13 protein-coding genes and 1 tRNA gene are annotated in these 20,712 nt (G+C 44.1%); 9 read left to right on the top strand and 5 right to left on the bottom strand.

Annotated features, from left to right (window positions below; all coding sequences use genetic code 11):
- Positions 1–8: 8 nt before the first annotated feature.
- Together B151_RS0108075 and pfkA are read right to left on the bottom strand one after the other, a co-directional pair.
- Positions 9–1,292: a glucose-6-phosphate isomerase gene (locus B151_RS0108075; protein WP_020403114.1), complete on the bottom strand. Its 1,284-nt coding sequence runs from the start codon at positions 1,290–1,292 to the stop codon at positions 9–11.
- Between the two features lie 2 nt (positions 1,293–1,294).
- Entirely contained in the window at positions 1,295–2,284 is a 990-nt protein-coding gene (pfkA, locus tag B151_RS0108080; RefSeq protein ID WP_020403115.1) for a 6-phosphofructokinase, read from the bottom strand.
- 97 nt (positions 2,285–2,381) lie between these two features.
- Here pfkA and B151_RS0108085 point away from each other — a divergent pair, with 97 nt between their 5' ends.
- From B151_RS0108085 to B151_RS0108095, 3 genes are read left to right on the top strand one after another with little or no spacing between them, the layout of a single operon-like run.
- Entirely contained in the window at positions 2,382–3,401 is a 1,020-nt protein-coding gene (locus B151_RS0108085; protein WP_051069728.1) for a polyprenyl synthetase family protein, read from the top strand.
- Between the two features lie 5 nt (positions 3,402–3,406).
- A complete protein-coding gene (locus B151_RS0108090) occupies positions 3,407–4,168 on the top strand; it encodes a UDP-2,3-diacylglucosamine diphosphatase (protein ID WP_020403117.1) in 762 nt (253 codons plus the stop codon).
- 14 nt (positions 4,169–4,182) lie between these two features.
- Positions 4,183–6,540, top strand: coding sequence for a penicillin-binding protein 1A (locus B151_RS0108095; RefSeq protein ID WP_020403118.1), 2,358 nt, complete (start codon positions 4,183–4,185; stop codon positions 6,538–6,540).
- 3 nt (positions 6,541–6,543) lie between these two features.
- Here the strand turns inward: B151_RS0108095 and B151_RS0108100 are convergent, their stop codons facing one another.
- From B151_RS0108100 to atpD, 3 genes are all read right to left on the bottom strand, one after another.
- Positions 6,544–7,443, bottom strand: coding sequence for a hypothetical protein (locus tag B151_RS0108100; RefSeq protein WP_157470782.1), 900 nt, complete (start codon positions 7,441–7,443; stop codon positions 6,544–6,546).
- A gap of 91 nt (positions 7,444–7,534) precedes the next feature.
- Positions 7,535–7,795: an ATP synthase F1 subunit epsilon gene (atpC, locus tag B151_RS0108105; RefSeq protein WP_020403120.1), complete on the bottom strand. Its 261-nt coding sequence runs from the start codon at positions 7,793–7,795 to the stop codon at positions 7,535–7,537.
- 24 nt (positions 7,796–7,819) lie between these two features.
- Positions 7,820–9,319, bottom strand: a complete 1,500-nt coding sequence (atpD, locus tag B151_RS0108110; RefSeq protein WP_020403121.1) for a F0F1 ATP synthase subunit beta — start codon at positions 9,317–9,319, stop codon at positions 7,820–7,822.
- Positions 9,320–9,775: 456 nt separating this feature from the next.
- Between atpD and rsmB the strand changes: the two genes are divergently transcribed.
- The 6 genes from rsmB (at position 9,776) to B151_RS0108140 (ending at position 20,695) form a co-directional block, all read left to right on the top strand.
- On the top strand, positions 9,776–11,095 hold the full coding sequence (gene rsmB, locus B151_RS0108115; protein WP_020403122.1) for a 16S rRNA (cytosine(967)-C(5))-methyltransferase RsmB: 1,320 nt from the start codon (positions 9,776–9,778) through the stop codon (positions 11,093–11,095).
- Between the two features lie 116 nt (positions 11,096–11,211).
- The gene (locus tag B151_RS0108120) at positions 11,212–13,890 is read left to right on the top strand and encodes a valine--tRNA ligase (protein ID WP_020403123.1); all 2,679 of its coding nucleotides are present in this window, start codon (positions 11,212–11,214) and stop codon (positions 13,888–13,890) included.
- 86 nt (positions 13,891–13,976) lie between these two features.
- Entirely contained in the window at positions 13,977–16,262 is a 2,286-nt protein-coding gene (locus tag B151_RS0108125) for an ATP-dependent helicase (protein ID WP_020403124.1), read from the top strand.
- Between the two features lie 41 nt (positions 16,263–16,303).
- Complete coding sequence (locus B151_RS0108130; protein ID WP_157470788.1) at positions 16,304–17,812, top strand: DUF5723 family protein; 1,509 nt, start codon at positions 16,304–16,306, stop codon at positions 17,810–17,812.
- Positions 17,813–17,939: 127 nt separating this feature from the next.
- Positions 17,940–20,480 carry an endopeptidase La gene (gene lon, locus B151_RS18250; protein ID WP_020403126.1) on the top strand — a complete coding sequence of 847 codons (2,541 nt, stop codon included), beginning with the start codon at positions 17,940–17,942 and terminating at the stop codon, positions 20,478–20,480.
- Positions 20,481–20,621: 141 nt separating this feature from the next.
- A tRNA-Val gene (locus B151_RS0108140) sits at positions 20,622–20,695 on the top strand.
- Positions 20,696–20,712 lie beyond the last annotated feature (17 nt).

Genomic DNA, 20,712 nt, shown 5'->3' on the forward strand with positions numbered 1-20,712 from the left:
AAATCTATTTATTTTCCCAGGAGTCGGTACATAGCTTTTTTGTAATCTTCCACGCCCGGCTGATTAAATGGATTTACACCGAGACTATATACAAATATACCCGTTAAAAGTTCAAAAAAGTAAATGAGTTGGCCTATGTGTTCTGCATTCAAAACCGACATTGCAATTCGGACGATCGGTACATTTCCCTCAAGATGTGCTTCAGTAGTACCTTCCCTGGCTTTCATATTGATCTCGTGAAAAGATTTTCCCGCCAGATAGTTCAGCTCATCATCATTACCGTCCAGTTTATTTACTTTGAGATCTGAAAAAGGTTTTTCCACTATAATCATGGTTTCCATCAGGCTTCGCTGCCCTTGTTGAATAAACTGGCCAAGACTATGAAGATCAGTTGAAAAGGTAGCCACGGTAGGAAATATTCCTTTTCCTTCCTTACCCTCGCTTTCTCCAAGCAGTTGCTGAATCCATCCTCCTAAAGAAGTCAATTCCGGTTCAAAAGTAGCAAACACATCGATCGTTTTGCCTGATTCATGTATCGCATTACGCAGCGCAGCATACTCAAGGATATCCTCGGCATTCTCTTCAAATTCGTTATAAGCTGAAACGGCTCCGTAAAACAACGTTTTAATGTCAATGCCCGCTACTGAAATAGGCAACAGTCCCACCGGCGTTAACACGGAAAAACGGCCGCCCACATCATTCGGAATCACAAACTTGCGATATCCCTTTTGGTCGATCAGCTTATTCAGGATCCCTCCTTCCTTGCTGGTAGTACAAATGATATGTTCTGCGGCATCTTCATACATTTCTTCCAGCAGTTCTCTCAATAAACGAAAAGCGAGTGCAGTCTCCAGCGTTGAACCGGATTTTGAGATCACATTTACGTAAATGTTTTTTTGTGAGCCATCCGCTTTGGGTTCTTTAAGATAGGCAAGTAATTCTTTTAAATACTTTCCCCCAATATGATGTCCGGCATACAGGATCTCAGGACCTTTCTTATTAAAGTGCGGAGTTAAAGCATCAATTACGGCTTTAGCACCCAGATAGGAACCTCCAATTCCACAAACCACAAAGACATCAGCTTTGGCACGAATCTCTTCACCTAAAGAAGTCAATTGCTCAAGTTCGGCATCATTTGGATCGGCTAAAATATCTCGCCAGCCCAACCACTCCGAGCCGGGTCCGGTTTTGGATTTTAGCTGCTCGAATGCCAGATCGGCTTTATGCCTGGCTTTAAGGTATTCTTCATCTTTAATGAATTTACGGGCAAAACCTATGTCGCATGTAATCATAATTATCTAAGTAATTTGGCTAATTCTATCAGTGTGTGATCTAATTCTTTTTTCTTGGAAATAGCTACCCGAAGAGGTGTGATCTTTAATGCATTATTTACCACCCCAACCATAACTTCGCTGTGGCCTTCGAGCAGTACCCGAACAGCAGCCGCTCCAAGCCTGCTGGCAAGTACCCGATCCCGTGCTGTTGGAGCTCCGCCCCGCTGAATGTGTCCCAAGATACAAACCCTCATGTCATAATGAGAGAAATCATCTTTAATTTTTTCAGCCAGCTTTATCGCCCCTCCGGTTTCATCTCCTTCAGCTACTACAACCAAACTGCTTCGGCGTTGTGCTTTCAACATGTCATGCAGTTGGCGCTTAACCTCTTCTACATGGGTCAATTCTTCCGGGAGTAAAGCAAGTTCTGCTCCGGTAGCTATGCTTGTTTCCAGCGCTATGAAGCCAGTATCGCGCCCCATAACTTCTACCAGGAACATGCGCTCATGAGCATCAGCTGTATCACGGATTTTATCAATCGCTTCCAGCGCTGTATTTAAAGCTGAATCGTATCCAATGGTTTCATCCGTGCCAATAATATCATTGTCGATGGTTGCAGGAACGCCAACCACATTAAATCCATGTTCTTTGGCTAAAAAATTTCCGCCGGTGAACGTGCCATCACCGCCTATTACGACCAAAGCATCAATGTTGTATTTCTTGAGATTTTTTGCGGCCTTCTCTCGTCCTTCCTTTGTGCGAAACTCTTCCGAACGGGCAGACTTTAAAATAGTACCTCCCCGCTGAATGATATTCGATACGGAATGGGTATCTAATTCTGTGAATTCTTCGTGTATCAAACCGTAATAACCGTGTTTAATACCATATACTTTTAAATTTACGGTTGATGCTGCGCGTACAACCGCTCTTATTGCGGCATTCATACCGGGAGAATCGCCCCCGCTTGTTAAAACTCCGATAGTCTTAACCTTGATGATATCGTCTGTCATAAAATTTCAGTGAGAGTGAGTGATTGAGAGTAAATAATTGTTTCGTATTATCAGTAAATTATTCACCGGCAAGTTTAAGAAAATTTCAACACAATTGATGATTGATAACCAAGAGTTAACAAAGATAAATTCTGAAACCGTTACGCGAAAAACGCTCAAAGAGATAACCGAACCGGTTGCAGATAACTTGTCGGAGTTTCGGAGCTTTTTTAAGGAGACTATTCGCTCGGATGTATTCCTGCTCGATCAGATCATCAATTACCTGCTTAGACAGAAAGGAAAAGAGTTACGCCCCACCCTGGTGTTCATGACCGCTAACCTTTTTGGTAATATCAATCAACGAAGTTATATCGCAGCAACCATGATTGAATTGCTGCATACTGCCACGCTCATCCATGATGATGTAGTGGATGAAGCCGATACCCGACGGGGGTTTGTGAGCATCAATAAGATCTGGAAAAATAAAGCAGGAGTGCTTCTTGGAGATTATCTGCTCTCAAAAGGACTACTCATTTCATTAGAAAATAAAGAATACGATCTGCTGGAAGTGCAATCCCGGGCGGTTCAAAAAATGAGTGAAGGGGAATTGAGACAACTGAAGACAGCCGGTTTATTCAATATGACCGAGGAGCGTTATTTCCAGATCATCTCAGAAAAAACTGCCAGTCTCATATCTACCTGTTGTGAATGCGGCGCTGTTTCCGCCACCGATGATGAAGATATGCACACCCTGATGCGTGAGATCGGTATGTGTATAGGGATCGCTTTTCAGATCCGTGATGACTTGTTCGACTATGGCGTTTATGACGTCGGTAAACCCACCCGCAATGATATTCAGGAACGCAAGGTAACCCTTCCTCTCATCAAAGCATTTGAACATGCTCCAAAACGGAAAGCAGCTCACATCCGGGCTTTAATGAAAAAAAGGAAAAAATCCTCCAAAAACGTCGATGAAATCGTGGAGTTTGTTCATGAAAATGGTGGTATGGAGTATGCAAAAAAATCGATGTATGAGTATGCCAATAAAGCTATTGAAGGACTCAGTACCCTCCCACCTTCCTCAGCACGGCAAGACTTTGTAGACCTTATCCACTTTGTGATCACCCGAAAAAAATAATCGGTATGAATTTTGAGCAGCATGTATTCATCTCTGATGTTCACCTCGGTGCGTTTTCTACAAAAACTAACCTGGAAATAGAAGAAGATCTTCTTTCCCTTATCGAGCACTGTGCAGTGCATAATATTGAGCTTCACATTCTAGGCGATCTTTTTGATTACTGGATGGAATTTCCCGAAAAAGGATTTATACCGAAACTGGGAAAGCGGGTACTGGATGCCCTTCAAAGCTACAATGATGAAATTTCTCCGGCTTTATTTGTTACAGGAAATCATGACAACTGGACGTTTGGTCATTTTAAAGACCGTGGCTTTGACGTAGAAGAAAACTTCCGGTTAAAGGAAATACAGGACAAAAGGTTCCTTTTAATGCATGGAGATGGCGTAGCGGCTGCAAAAATAGATTTTCCGCGTGCAGCTTTTCACCAGATATTAAGGAATTCGAAGTTTATCAGTGCCTACCAGAAACTACTTTCACCGGAAGCCGGGCTGGCAGTAATGAAGAAGTTTTCTTCCCTCACAAGACTTCGAAATAATCATAACCCCGAACCGTTGAACCGGCAGGCAAAAAAGATCTTTGAACGGCATCGCCTTGATTTCATAATCACCGGACACGACCATGTAGCAAGAGTGGAAACATTTCCTCAGGGAAGTTATATAAATTGTGGTCCTTTCTTTAAGCATCGGACGCTGGCTTTATACTCAAAGGAAAAAGTCCAACTTGTTAAGTGGAATGCAAAAGACAAAAATTTCATACCTTTTAGCTGAAATTAAATCACATTATGAGCGACGAAACGAACGAACCCATTGATCATAAAAGGTATTTCAACGACCCGGAATATCGCAAGCGCATATTGCAGGAACGCAAGGAGAAGGGCAAAGGGCAAAAAAAGTCTTCAACTCCATCTGAAACGAAAAAGACCAATCCATACCTGCAAAAAATTAAGGTTTGGGGTGGCGGTTTCGCAGCTGCATTAACGATCATTATTGGAGTTTATGTAATCTATCTTTTCCAGGGATTACCCTCTGCCGATGAATTTGAAAATCCTGAAACCGCGATCGCTTCAGAAGTTAGAAGTCGTGACGGCGTTACCCTCGACAAATATTTCACTGAAAACAGGAAGTGGGTTCGATACGAAGAAATTTCTCCAAATGTAATTGATGCTCTTATTGCCACAGAAGATCATCGTTACTACAATCATTGGGGTATGGATATGTTCAGAACGCTGGCTATTCCCTGGCACCTAATTAATGGCCGCTGGCAGGGAGCTTCTACTATTTCACAACAGTTAGCCCGAAACCTGTACAAAAAAATTGGTCAGGAGTTTTCAGTTACCCGGAAGTTTAGAGAGATGATCACCGCGGTGCAATTGGAGCGCCGATATACGAAACGTGAGATTGCTGAGATGTATCTCAATACGGTTGAGTTTCCAAATTCTACTTTTGGGATCGAAGCTGCTGCTCAAACACATTTTGGGAAGCCCGCTAAAGAATTGAATATTCCGGAAGCTGCAGCTATGATTGGTTCATTAAAAGCTATCTATGCTTATAACCCGCGTATTTTTCCGGAGAGAGCTCAAGGCCGGCGAAATGTTGTACTCCGCCTGATGTACGATCGTGGCTTTATTACAGAATCAGAATATGCGGTAATGGCAGAGCAACCCATCGAACTCGATTATCACCCCCCATTTAAAACAGGACGGCAAAGCCGCTATTTCGGTGAGTATGTTCGCCAAAAAGTTCAGCCTTGGCTGGAAGAAAATGGGTATGACCTGTATAAAGACGGGCTGGTCATCTATACCACTATAGATTCGAGACTGCAAAAACACGCCGAACGTGCTGTTAAGGCAAAAGTTGATTCCATACAATCCATATTTGAAGATGAGTGGACCTCCCCCGGCGGTGAGTACATGGATGATTACTGGGATCGATATCCACAGTTTTTGCGTGAGTTCATCAGAGAAACAGACCGCTATAAAAATGGTTTTGCAGAATATGACACCCGACTCGAAAAGGTGGTTTTTGATTCCCTTTTTGCAGATACCGCTTTTGTTGATTCCGTTAAAAAAGCACGCACTAAACTACAGGCCAGTTTTGTAGCTATTGAACCCAGCAACGGAAATATTCTGGCATGGGTGGGAGGAACCGATTATGGTAATGTACAGTTTGACCACGTCTATCAATCCAGAAGACAGGCAGGTTCTACTTTTAAACCTTTTGTTTATGCCGTTGCCATTGACAACGGCTATAAACCCTACCACAAATTTTCGAAATATCCCATCTCATTTTATGACAGAGAAGGAAGAGTTTGGAACCCTAAAGATGAATCGGTAGCGGAAGGCCCGGTGGAGGTCCCTCTTCGGGAGGCTCTTGCCCGAAGTATGAATAATGTGACCGTACGTTTATTACCGGAATTAGCTGGAGCGCCCGGTACCAATAAATTGTGGGAATTAGATCCCGCCGCTCGCAAGATCAAGGAAATGGCTTCAAACCTTGGCATTGATATGAGTAATACCCGTGCTTTCCCTTCTATCGCTTTGGGAACGGCCCGTGTTTCTTTGCTGGAACTAACCAGTGCCTACACAACATTTGCCAATAAAGGAGTTCATATCGACCCGATCGCCATCACCCGCATCGAAGATCGGGAGGGAAATGTGTTAAAAGAATTCTTTCCAAAATACACCAAAGAAGTGATCAGTCCTGAAACGGCATATATCATCACAGATATGCTCCGCGGGGTGATCCGGGGTGGGGAAGATTTTTACGGCACCGGCGTTCGTTTGAGAAATGTGTATGGTGTTCGCCAGGATGTAGCCGGTAAAACAGGAACCACCAATGATGCCTCTGACAACTGGTTTGTAGCCATGATGCCTCATATTGTGATGGGCGCTTGGGTGGGAGGTGCTGACCGCAGGATCCGGTTCAACCAAAAAATTCCCAGCAGTGTCAGTATTGGTCAGGGCGCCAGAACAGCACTACCCATTGTAGGAACTTTTATCAACAACGCTACCGCGGATGAAAGTGCTTTCTGGAAATATGATGCCTTCGAACCGCCACCAGGGTTTGTTCCGCCGGAAGATCCCGATAAAACAAAAAATGAAATGGTAAAAGACGGAAACAAAGGAAATATTGGCTGGTAACTATTAATCCAGCCAGTGTATCAGGTTCAACAGAAAAGAAATATTTTGAGGAGCCATCTCTTTGTTATTTAATCCCACATTAAATGTGCCGTTCGGTGTTTGAATGGTTTGAGCAGTGAACATAGCGGCTTCTCCAAAAACAGCCAGTTTACCTTCTCCATAATTCATGAGTGCTCCTTGTGCATATCCGTGGATGGGAACGGTTTTGGTATTTTCTTCAAATTGCCAGGCGATCTGCGGATCAAGACTAAAATCTCCCTCTGTAAAAACCATAACAGGTATGGCAGATTCAGGATATTGGAAAGAAGATCCGGTAAATGAGGTTACACTCGTTACGTTGTTACCCGTAATTGGGCTTTCTTTCAACCTGCCATTCTGAATGGAAAATACATCCGGTTGGTTTTGCTCTTTTTCGACCGTTGCAAACCCATTTCTGAACTCAAAGCCAAATGATTTTCCTAAATCAGAAGCAGCCCCGGCAAACGGCATGTGGTCAGCAATCAAAAAGAATGCTCCTCCAGACCTTACCCACTCATTTACGATCTCAATTTCTTCCTCCAAAAAAGCCGATGGCGTTGGAAGGACCCAATTTCCTAAGTTGGTTTGATGAAGCGGGTTTATAATCATCAAAACGGAGCAATCTGCAAGTATACTTTCCGAAGTTAATTTTTCGGTTATTCCTTTTACTTGATATCCATCGGCTTTAACTACCCGGGCAAATGGACTAAAACCCCCATCAGCAGTATGAAAGTTATTATGTGCGGCATCAATACAGATCACCGGCCCCTCACCTATCTCGTGTTCAGGTTCGTTAATGGAAAAGGCAAATGTAGTGTCGGGCCGTTGCTGAGCACACAAAAGAACCGGACAGAGTAAAAGAAGTAGAGATAAAAGACGTTTCATATCTTTTTTCCGGGATGATAGGAAATCCGGGGCATAAAAAAAGCCGACATGAAAATTCATGTCGGCTTAAGTTCGTTCACTTTAAACTAAGTTATTCGGCTTCTTCCACTGATTCAGCTAAAAGTGTAAGCTTATTATTGTTCACTTCCACAAAGCCGCCGGAGATATTGAAATTGGTATCTCCATCCTTCTTGCGAACCAATACGCTTCCTTTATCTAACGTAGATACAATAGGCGCGTGATTGGCTTTCACTTCAAAACTGCCTTGTGTTCCCGGAAGCTGTACGCCGGTTACCTCTCCTTCAAAAAGAGAACCGTTCGGAGTAAGAATCTGTGCATTAAATGTGCTCATAATAATTCTTTAGCTCGTCTTAATTTACGCTGCTTCTTCTTTCTCAGCTTCAGCAAGTAGTTTCTCGCCTTTTTCAATCGCTTCATTGATATCCCCTACCATATAGAAAGCATTCTCCGGAAGGTGATCAAGTTCTCCATCGAGGATCATCTTGAATCCTTTCACGGTGTCATCTACTTTCACATACACACCGGGTTGACCTGTAAACTGCTCGGCCACGTGGAAGTTTTGTGACAAGAATCGCTGAACACGACGTGCACGGTGTACTACCTGCTTATCTTCGTCAGATAGCTCATCCATACCAAGGATAGCAATGATATCCTGAAGATCTTTGTAATTCTGCAACAAACGGGTCACGCGGTTAGCGACATCATAATGTTCTTGTCCTACCACTTTAGGATCCAAAATTGTTGAGGATGAATCCAGGGGATCTACCGCAGGATAAATACCGATCTGCGTAAGTGCACGGGAAAGTACGGTAGTTGCATCAAGGTGAGTAAATGTTGTTGCCGGAGCAGGGTCAGTCAAGTCATCGGCAGGTACATAAACAGCCTGAACAGAAGTAATAGACCCCGCTTTAGTAGAAGTAATACGCTCCTGAAGATCACCCATTTCAGTAGCCAATGTTGGCTGGTAACCTACCGCAGAAGGCATACGTCCCAATAGTGCAGATACCTCAGAGCCGGCCTGCGTAAATCGGAAAATGTTATCAATAAAAAGCAGAATATCACGGGATACTTCATCACGGAAATATTCAGCTACTGTAAGTCCGGAAAGTGCCACTCGTGCACGCGCTCCCGGAGGCTCATTCATCTGGCCGAATACCAATGTAGCCTGAGATTCTTTCAATTTGGTCTTGTCTACTTTATCGAGTTCCCACTCGCCTTTTTCCATAGACTCTTTAAATTCATCACCGTAATTGATAATACCGGACTCAATAAACTCACGAAGAAGGTCATTTCCTTCACGGGTACGCTCACCAACACCGGCAAATACGGAAAGCCCACCGTGCTGCTTAGCAATATTGTTGATAAGCTCCTGGATCAAAACTGTTTTACCTACACCGGCACCGCCGAACAAACCGATTTTACCACCTTTAGCATACGGACAAAGCAGGTCAACTACTTTAATACCGGTTTCAAGCATTTCGGTAGAGGTAGCAAGTTGATCGAAAGCGGGAGCTGAACGGTGAATGGGATAGGAATTCTTGCCTTCCGGAGCATCAATCCCGTCGATTGACTCTCCCACTACATTGAAAAGACGACCTCTGATGTCTTCTCCAACCGGCATTGAGATGGCTTTACCGGTATCAACCACTTCCATGCCGCGAACCAGTCCATCGGTAGAGTCCATCGCGATGGTACGCACACGATCTTCCCCAAGGTGCTGGGCTACTTCAAGTGTAAGGGTTGAACCGTCCGTCATCTTGATCTCAAGCGCGTTGAGAACGGCGGGAGTTTTACTTTCTGAAAAATCAACGTCAACTACAGGTCCAATTACCTGTGCGATAGTTCCTTTATTCATGTGCTAAATCGCGATTTGTTAAATTTTTTCTTTAAAATTTTAGATCTAAATATGCTTTGTGGCAAAGGCTGGTTAAGATAGGGAGATCATTAAAGAGAGGCAACGAAAAAACAATCTTTAATTTCATCTCCTCCATCACACCTAAACTTAATGATCTTTCTGAAATATCCGTGAAGAATAATGGGCTTTTGAGCCCTGAGAGCAGAACAGGATCCGAAGAAATAATCACTCCACATTTCCGCAACAGGTACTATCTGCCTGCAGGAATAAAGTTTTTCAAAAAAACTGCTCATACAGCGAACTATCATTAGCAACTCCCCCTCTAAAATTTTATCTTTACGGCTTGCTAAGCCACGCCAAAACCGTGGCTTGTTTTTATTACTTCAATGGAAAACGAAGGTGGTCTGAATCACCTTTTTTTATAGCAGGTAACCCCAATTTTAAACTATTACTCTTTTGGAAACTGAATTATCAGAGCGCTCGGTAAGTGTAGATATCCTCATTAACTTCGATGAACATCAGCGAATCGATTATTATATGGCTGATGAGCTTGAAACCCGCGAACGAGCGCAAGTTCGTGAATATGTGCAGAATATTTTACGAAAGCGCAGTTACCTCGATTTCCTCATCGATGAATTTTCAAGTGTTTCTGTGGAAGAAATGAAGCCGGGACTGAAAAATATCCTGCGACTTGCTATTTATGACCTGCTCTTTATGGACAGTACACCCGATTACGCAGCTATTAATGAAGCCGTTGAGATCGCCAAGATGAAGCTCGGTTCAAAAACCGGAGATCTCGTAAATGCTATTATGCGAAATCTGCAGCGCGATCGGGATAAACTTCCAAAACCAGCCTTCAAAGATCGTAATAAATTAGTGGCTACCACTTTTTCACATCCCGAATGGATGGTGGCTCGCTGGAGAAAACGTTTTGGTGAGCGTGAGGCTTTTCAACTGATGCAGGCTAATAACTCCCGCCCACATTATTATGTTCGGGTAAATAGCCTAAGAACCAAGCCTGAGAATTTTGAACTCCGCATGGAGAAAATGGATGTCATTTTTGAGCCGAGTGAATGGTTGCCTTACTACTATAAGGTAGATTCTGTTCAGCCTTTCATTGAAAAGGGATTACTTGAAAAAGGAATTTGTCTGGTTCAGGATGTAGCAGCAGGTTTTGCACCTACGATTCTGGACCCTCAACCCGGTGAAAAAGTGTTTGACCTCTGTGCAGCACCGGGCACAAAATCTATTATGATGGCCGACCTGATGCAAGCTGAAGGCGATATCACTTCGGTGGATATTTCCAGCGAGCGACTTCAGAAATTGGCAGAAAGCGCCCTCAGTTATGGAGCTGAAAACATCAAGATCAAAGGTGGTGATGTCCGGGAAATTTCTCTTGGGCTTGCTGATGCAGTCCTATTAGATGCTCCCTGTACCGGAACCGGTGTACTTAGCAAAAGAGCCGACCTACGCTGGAGACGTGACCAGGAAGGACTCGATAACGCGGTAGCCCTTCAGGAAGAGCTGCTCGAAGAAGCTGCAAATATGGTGAAACGTGGCGGACGATTGGTTTACAGTACGTGTTCGCTCGAACCTGAGGAAAATATGGATCAAATCACCAAATTCCTCGAGAAGTACGATAATTTTGAGCTCGAACCTTTGGATGATTATCTCCCGGAAGAAGTCTTGGCAGAAGACAAACTTTCTTACCAGACCTTCCCCCATAAACACGGGTGTGATGGTCACTTTGGCGTACTCCTGAAGCGAGTTAAATAATATTTACGCTCCGACGCAAAGCGTTCGGAGCGAGTCTTTATTGTAAAATTAAATCCTAATAATCTGGTTCCGTACGCTCTGCGTCGGAACCAAATTGTTTAAACAAGTCTGAAGTTTTGAGTAAAGAAATTCCCGCACAATACGACGCCTCCCAAGTTGAGGATAAATGGTATGAATACTGGATGGAAAACAATTATTTCCATTCCGAACCGGACGATCGAGAATCTTTCACCGTGGTCATCCCTCCTCCGAACGTGACGGGCGTGCTCCACATGGGGCACATGCTCAACAACACCATTCAGGATGTTTTGGTCCGCCGAGCTCGGATGCAAGGCTATAACGCCTGTTGGGTTCCGGGAACAGATCACGCTTCCATTGCCACGGAAGCGAAAGTGGTGAAACGTCTGCGCGAAAAAGGCATTAAGAAAGGAGACCTTGAACGGGATGAGTTTTTGGAACATGCCTGGGAATGGACACACGAACATGGTGGCATCATCCTGGAACAGCTCAAAAAGTTAGGAGCGAGCTGTGACTGGGATCGCACCAACTTCACGATGAATCCTGAGTATTCGGAAAGTGTGATCGATGTGTTTATTGATCTGTATGAAAAAGGAAAGATCTACCGCGGTGCGCGGATGATCAACTGGGATCCCGAAGCCAAAACGGCCTTGAGTGATGAAGAAGTGATTCACAAGGAAGTGAATTCCAAACTCTATCATATCAAGTATAAGATCGTGGGGGAAGATGATTTTGTGACCATCGCCACGACCCGACCCGAAACGCTGCTCGGTGATACCGCCGTTTGTATCAACCCGGATGATGAACGATACAAGCATCTGCATGGCAAAAAAGTGATTGTACCTTTGGTTGATCGCGAAGTACCGATCATCCTGGATGATTACGTGGATATGGAATTTGGAACCGGTTGCCTGAAAGTGACACCGGCTCACGATGAGAACGATTACAACCTCGGCCAAAAGCACAACCTGGAAACCATCAACATGCTGAATGAAGATGGTACGGTTAGCGAGGAAGGCGAACTGTATATCGGCATGGATCGCTTTGCCGTTCGCAAGCAAATTGAGAAGGATTTGGATGAAGCAGGATTACTGTACAAAGTAGAAGACTATCAAAATAAGGTAGGATATTCGGAACGAACCGATGCGGTAATTGAGCCGAGATTATCCCTGCAATGGTGGGTTTCTATGAAAGAGTTATCCCAACCTGCTCTTGAAAATGTAATGAATGACACGGTCGAATTTCATCCCGCAAAATTCAAGAACACCTACCGCCACTGGATGGAAAACGTGCGCGACTGGTGTATCTCTCGCCAACTTTGGTGGGGACACCGAATTCCGGCCTGGTATAATGAAGACGGTGACTTTGTAGTAGCCAAAACCAAAGCCGAAGCCGAGGAAAAACTCAAAATTAAAGGTTTAAAATTTAAGAATTTAAAACAGGATGAAGACGTATTAGATACGTGGTTCTCTTCCTGGTTATGGCCAATTTCCGTTTTCGATCCAAAATATATTGGAGAATACCAGGAGCGCGAACCTAATTCCGAATTGGATTACTACTACCCTACCAAAGATCTGGTCACCGCACCGGAGATCATGTTTTTCTGGGTGGCACGGATGATCATCGCCGGTTATGAATACATGGACAACAAACCGTTCGATAATGTGTATTACACCGGAATTGTGCGCGACAAGAAAGGCCGCAAGATGAGCAAGAGTCTGGGGAATTCCCCGGATCCTATTGAGCTGATCGGTAAATATGGTGCCGATGGAATTCGCATGGGAATGCTGTTTGCCACTCCTGCCGGAAACGACCTCCCCTTTGATGAAAAGCTATGTGAGCAAGGCCGGAATTTCTGTAACAAGATATGGAACGCCTTCCGCTTCCTCACGATGAATATGGAAGACGGCGTGGATTATGAGCCTACAACTGCCATCAATAAAGACGACATTTCCGACCGATGGATGGCTGCCCGCATTCAGGAAACCATTGCCGGAGTGAACGAGGACTTCGACAATTACAAGCTGAACGATGCCCTCAAAAAAGTGTACTCGCTGATCTGGGATGATTTCTGTGATTGGTATATCGAATTGGCCAAACCGATGGAATACGGGCAAAACATCCCAAAAGAAAAATTGAACACGGCTCTCGGATTCTTCGAGCAATTGATGAAGCTGCTGCATCCTTTCATGCCGTTTATCAGCGAAGAGATCTGGCAGCATATTCAAGAGCGTACTGAAGAAGAAGCCTTGCTGGTTTCAGAATGGCCGGAAATGGATGGTTCGAAAATGGATGAAGCCGATTTAAAACTGTTTGATACACTCCAACAAATGGTTTCTTCCCTTCGAAATATTCGGGCTGAAGTACAGGTTTCTCCGAAAGAAGAGCTTGATGTGCTCATTCAAACCAAAGATCAAAAAACAGCAGATGCTATTTTGTCTAACCGCATCGTTTTGGAGAAACTGGAAAGCATTAAATCGCTTGAAGTCGGTCCGGATGTCGAAAAACCCAGTGTTTACTCCTCCTCTATTGTAGATGGAAACGAGATATATGTACCACTGGAAGGATTGGTAGATTTCGAAAAAGAACGCGAGCGAATCCAAAAAGAGATCGATCGTTTGGAAGGGTTTCTGAAAGGCATCAACGGCAAGCTTTCAAATGAGGGTTTTGTGAATAATGCTCCCGAGACCGTCGTTGAAAAGGAAAAGAAAAAGAAAGCGGACACCGAAGAAAGCCTGGCGAAACTCCGCGAGCAACTCAAAGATTTTGAAGATTAACCACCGAGTTCACTGAGGAACACAGAGAAAAGATTATCATACGAAACTCTCCAAATCTCTGTGCCCTTCGTGGTTAAAAAGTATTTATGAAAACATTTTCACTTCCATCTGAAGAACCCAAAGGCCGGCCGGACTTTCTGTCGGGATTGAACAAACAGCAGAAACAAGCTGTCACGCATACCGATGGTCCCCTACTGATTGTAGCCGGTGCCGGTTCGGGAAAAACACGCGTACTCACGTACCGAATCGCTTACTTACTGCAACAATACAAAGCGGCACCTGAACAAATTCTTGCTCTTACGTTTACCAATAAGGCCGCACGTGAAATGAAAGAGCGAATCCGCAATCTCATTGGTGATAAAGCCGGCAAACTCTGGATGGGAACCTTCCACTCTATTTTTTCGAAGATCTTGCGGTTTGAGGCGGAAAAGATCGGCTTTGGATCCGACTTTACCATTTATGATACCAACGATTCCCAAACCGTGGTGAAGCAGATTCTGCAGGAATTGAATTTTGATCCTAAAGAGATCAAACCAAAGACTATCCATAATAAAATCAGCGATTCCAAGAATCAGTTGATCACGGCGGATACCTTCCAGGAGAAATTCATCAGCAGCACGCTGGACGATATTACAGCAAGAGTGTATTCAATCTATAACAAGCGGCTTAAGCAAAGTAATGCCATGGATTTTGACGATCTGTTGGTAAAGCCGATCGAATTGTTTCAGAAGCACCCTGAAATTCTGGAAAAGTACCAGGACCGGTTCAAATATATCCTCATTGACGAGTATCAGGATACCAACCATGCCCAATACAAAGTAACCAAAATGTTGGCCGACAAATATGAGAATATCTGTGTGGTGGGCGATGATGCCCAAAGTATATATTCTTTCCGCGGAGCCGATATTTCCAACATCCTGAACTTTAAGGAAGATTACGAAAATGCCACGCAGGTGCCATTGGAACAGAATTATCGCTCAACCAAAGCCATTTTGCAGTGCGCCGATTCCATCATCAAACAAAATACCAAGCAGCTTGACAAAACACTTTGGACCGAGCAGGACTATGGTGAACGCATCACCTTGCTGGAGAATTTTGACGAGCGGGATGAAGCCAATCGCGTAGCCAGTCATATTCAGAACCTGAAAATGAAGCACGGTTACAAGAATAATAATTTTGCCATTTTATACCGCACAAACTACCAGTCGCGGGTGTTTGAAGAGGCTCTTCGCCGCAAAGACCTCACCTACCAGTTGGTTGGAGGGCTTTCCTTCTATCAGAGAAAAGAGATCAAGGATGTGTTGGCGTATTTGACGCTGTTGGTAAACCCGCATGATGAGACCAATTTACTCCGCATCATCAACGAGCCAAGCCGTGGAATCGGAAATAAATCCATCCAGGATATCTTGAAGAAAGCCCGTGAAGAAGGTCGTTCAGTGTGGAGCATCATTCAGCATGTGGAAAGTCTGGATGTGTACAAACCTGCGAAAGCCCGTGTTCGGGAATTTGTGGATATGATCGACCGGCTCCATAACAACCTGGAAAATGGAGAAAGTTTGACCGATACCGTGAAAGCAGTATTGGAACAATCCGGTTATATGCGGGCACTGGTTGAGGAAAATTCTCACGAGTCTATGATGCGCCGCGATAACATCATCGAGCTTCAAAATGCGATCTCCTATTTTGAAAAAGGGAAATCGAATGCTTCGCTGAGTGCCTTTTTACAGGAAATTAGCCTGATCACCGATCAGGATAAGTTTGATGAAGATAAGCCGGCCATCACGTTAATGACGGTTCACGCCTCTAAAGGATTGGAATTTCCTGTGGTGTTTATTGTAGGTCTGGAAGAAAACCTCTTCCCCATGGGTGCCCGTAATAATTTTGATGTGGATATTGAGGAAGAGCGAAGGTTATTCTACGTGGCCATTACCCGCGCTGAAGAACGGCTGTTCTTTAGTCATTGTCGCAGCCGATTTAAATTCGGCGAAGAAACTCGTCAGGCTCGATCCCGTTTTCTGGAAGAAGTAGATTCAGGCGTGGTTCAAACCGAAACCGGGGCAACTATCGCTCAGAAAAAAGATCGGTTCAGCAATAACGATTCCGGAAGTTCTAACCATGAAGTGGAATACGACTGGAAGCAAAATCCCACCAAGAAAACCTACAAATCGCCTTCTGCTACCATTCATTACGACTATCAGGATGGCGAAGATCCCTTTCAGGTTGGGGTTAAAGTAATTCACAAAAAATTCGGCCCCGGCAAGATCATATCAAGAGATGGCTCGGGCTCGGACTCCAGGGTGGTGGTATTCTTCAAGAACCGTGGACAAAAAAAATTAATGTTGCGCGCAGCACCATTACAAGTGATCGATTAAGGTCTTATATTGTTAGTTAGGCTAGTTTAGGAAGGAAGTATATGAGGCAGGCACTATTTACGCTGCTTTTTTTATGTGTCTCCGGAATTCATCTACAGGCACAACCGGTTTTTACTCCAAGAAATATGGCGCTTGGTGGTGGCGGAAGTACGTACCTGACGGATTACCACACTAATTTTTATAATCCTGCCAACCTGATGATACAGGATCGGGAAGGTTCTTTTTCCTTTGGTATCGGTACCGGCAGTTTTCTTCTTGGGGGAATGCGTAACTACAGCAACTTAAATGATCAGATTCAAAATGCACGGGACTATACAAGTACTTATAACCCCACCGCCGCAGCCATAGACAATGCTCAAAGGGAAGAATTCCTGGAGAAAAATTATCCCGGAAATACCCTGATATCTGATAAGAGATCTCGTTATGAGGCCACAGTACTTGGTATGAAGTGGCAACGAAATGACAAGGCATTTTCGATCGCTGTACGAACTAGAACAGCCTCCAATTACGGAGCCGGGAAGGGATGGTATGCAAACCAATTTGAAAATATTGAGGGCCGCCCCCCCACTTACGAGCGCTCCCTGGTTCACCGGTTCCAAAGATTGCATGAAATATCATTAGGTTATGCAGAATCGTTTCAGTTTTTAACCAACTTGACGCCACGACTTGATAACTTTGTGATCGGCATCGCTCCAAAATTCGTGATCGGAGGAAGCTACCTGAATGCTAATTGGACAAATTTCTATGAAAACAATAATGGAAACCTGGAATACATAGAGTCATTCTCTTACGATGCCAGTGGTGAGTTTGGAGCTTCTACAGCTGCATATTCTTTCGGTTCTACTGCCGATGCTGCCAATGCAGAGTTTACCTCAAACGACTATTTTGATGTAAATGGGTTTGGAGCAGGGCTTGATATCGGAATTACTTATTTATTGACCTTAGGAAACGACCTCTCAGCGGTTCGACCCAACCAGCAGCCCACACAAAAATCGCTTAGGCTTTCCTTCTCTATGACTGATATCGGTTTCGTCTCTTACAATACGGATGAGATCTCCTATTCCATTAAAAAAGATACTACTGTTGTTTCGTCAGTTCCCGGAAATCTTGCAGATGAATATTTTATTGGTTCTCAAGGTCAATACCTCCATTTTGTACAAGAATTTGCGAGTGTAAATCCCTTTTTGGGAACAACTCCGGAACGGGGAGGCTTCTCTACCCTGCTACCAATGGCCATTCACGGCGGGGCTTTACTGGAGATCAATCGTCTTAAGCTAATGGGTGATCTAAGTATAGGCCTAACCAACAGTGCTTTCAATTCTCCTAAGGCCATCAGTTCGGCAGGTATTGAAATACGCCCATTTACTTTTCTTCCCTTAAGGGGAGGAATTCAATTCAAAGCTCAGCGCCCTGAATTCATTAGTCTGGGAATGGCCATTGAAACCCGATATTGGGATCTCTCGTTAGCGGCACAATTTACTCCAGACTCCTTTTCATCGGCACCTGTAGTAACCGGAGTATCTGCCGCCACCCTTCAGTTTCATTTTTAAACCTGACACTTTGCCCTACTTTACTGACAGGCAGCGGGTGAAACTGACGGTTTGTTTACAGTGAATGTTATGGCTTCGTATTTGCCTTATAAAGAGAAAGTAAAAAATTTTTAGTTTATTAATCCCTATGAAGAATCATTTCGATCTATTTCAAAAGCTGGATGAGTCTGACGATAATTTTGAAGATTTTGAGCAGGCAATTCCTTTAATGTCTGAAGAGGAAGAGAAAGAACTTACCGAGGCTGAGATCCCGGACTCGCTTCCAATTCTGCCTTTGAAGAATACCGTATTATTTCCGGGTGTGGTAGTTCCCATCACTGTTGGGCGAGATCGCTCACTAAAGTTAGTTAAGGAAGCTTATGAGGGTGACAAAATTATTGGTGTAGTCACCCAAAAGAATGAAGATATTGAAGAACCTGAGTATAAAGACCTGCATACCATTGGTACAGTAGCTCAGATCCTGAAACTCATCAAGATGCCGGATGGCAGCAAAAGTATCGTGATTCAGGGTAAATCTAATTTCAAAGTTAAAAAATTTACGCAAGATCAGCCCTACTTCAGAGCAGAAGTAGAGCCCTACCAAAAAGAGATGGATATTGAAGGCGTAGAACTGGATGCTTCGGTGCGAAACATCAAGGAAACAGCGACCAAGATTATCAATATGTCGCCAAATATACCTTCTGAGGCTTCCATTGCTGTTAATAATATCAACAGCCCTACTTTTTTGTTGAACTTCATCTCTTCGAATTTGAACGTTTCTGTATCAGATAAACAGGAATTGCTGGAAATCAGGAAATTCTCTGAAAATCTCGATAAAGTCATGGAGTTCCTGGAAAAAGAGATACAGGTGCTGGACATGAGCGAGAAGATCCGAACCAAAGTGAAATCGGATATTGACGACCAACAGCGCGAGTTTTATTTGCGCCAGCAAATGAAAGCCATTCAGGAAGAGTTGGGAGAAGATGCCGAACAGCAAGATATTGAAAAGCTTCGGGAACGACTGGCGAAGAAAAAGCTTCCAAAAGAAGTAAAGGAAACAGCAGAGAAGGAACTTCAGCGACTCGAAATGACGCCAAGTGCTTCCCCTAATTACGGCATCATCTACAGTTATGTAGAATGGATCCTGGATTTGCCATGGAACGAATATTCGAAGGATAAGCTGGATCTTGAATTTGCTCAGAAAGTACTGGATGAAGATCACTACGGCCTCGAAAAAGTGAAAAAACGTATTATTGAGTACTTGGCTGTTCTTAAGCTGAAGAAAGATATGAAAGCGCCCATCCTTTGTTTTTACGGACCTCCGGGCGTGGGTAAAACTTCTCTCGGTAAATCCATAGCACGAGCATTAAATCGTGAATTTGAACGATTTAGTTTGGGTGGCATCCGAGATGAAGCCGAAGTGCGCGGCCACCGAAGAACATATATTGGTGCGCTACCGGGACGTATTATTCGTTCGATGAAAAAAGCCGGAAAAGGAAATCCAGTCATTATGCTGGATGAGATCGACAAAGTGGGTGCTGACTATCGAGGTGATCCCACCTCTGCCCTGCTTGAAGTACTTGATCCCGAGCAGAACGATACTTTCACCGATAATTACCTGGAATTGGAGTATGACCTTTCCAAGGTCATGTTTATTGCTACGGCCAACTCTCTGGATACTATTCCTGCTCCGTTGAAAGACCGGATGGAGATCATCAACATCAGCGGATATACGCTGGAAGAGAAAACACAGATCGCCAAGAAATACCTCATTCCAAAACAAATTGAAGAAAATGGACTGAAGGAAGAACAGATCACTTTTACGGACGAAGCTATAGAACGGCTCATCGATCAATATACACGTGAGTCCGGCGTACGTAATCTTGAGCGTCAAATTGCCGGCTGTTGCCGTGGTGTAGCCGCCAAGATCGCTTCCAATAAGATCGAGAAATTTGATGTGGAAGCCGATGATGTAGAAGAGTTTCTCGGTAAACGTAAGTTCTTCAGTGATGCTGCCGAACGAACCACCGTTCCCGGCGTTGCAACCGGAATGGCATGGACCCCTTACGGTGGCGATATCCTCTTTATTGAAGCAAGTGTTTCTAAAGGTTCCGGCAAACTAAATATAACCGGTCAGCTTGGCGATGTGATGAAAGAATCGGCAATGTTGGCGGTTTCCTACCTGAAAGCACATTCTGATGCTATTGGAATCCCCGAGGAAGCTTTCAAATACTGGGATCTGCATGTGCACGTTCCGGCTGGAGCGGTTCCCAAAGACGGTCCTTCTGCTGGGGTTTCGCTGATGTCAGCCATTGCCTCCATCTTCACTCAGCGTAAAGTGAAAGGCACCATCGCTATGACAGGTGAAATTACCCTTCGCGGATTGGTACTTCCTGTTGGCGGGATCAAGGAAAAAGTATTGGCAGCCAAACGAGCCGGTATCAAGAAAGTACTACTTCCGAAGAAAAATGAGAAAGATGTAGCCGAGATCGAGGAGGATGTACTTGGTGATCTTGAGGTTGAATACCTGGAGCGTATGGATCCATTGTTGGATCTTGTTCTGGACGAAGAACCTGAAATAGATCCCAAAAAATTCTTCAAGGTCAGTGATGCACATAAAGCAGCGGTTTCCGGCAACAATGGTAAACTTCCTGATGATGTGGAAGTGGCCACGCGAGACGACGACTAATCTTGAAATCCAAAATAATGAAAGGCGGGCATCAAGCTCGCCTTTTTTTGTGTTATCAATTTAGTCCAAAATAATTCTGAGATTAAATTGAATTGAACCTGAAAAGGTGCCTATATTTGGAATCTTCAAATACCTGGATGCGCGTTCTTAGCTCAGTTGGTTAGAGCGCTACGTTGACATCGTAGAGGTCGGCAGTTCGAATCTGCCAGAACGCACTTTTAAGCCTGTGTAA

Origin of the sequence: Gracilimonas tropica DSM 19535 (assembly GCF_000375425.1) — a bacterium.
GTDB lineage: Bacteria > Bacteroidota > Rhodothermia > Balneolales > Balneolaceae > Gracilimonas > Gracilimonas tropica.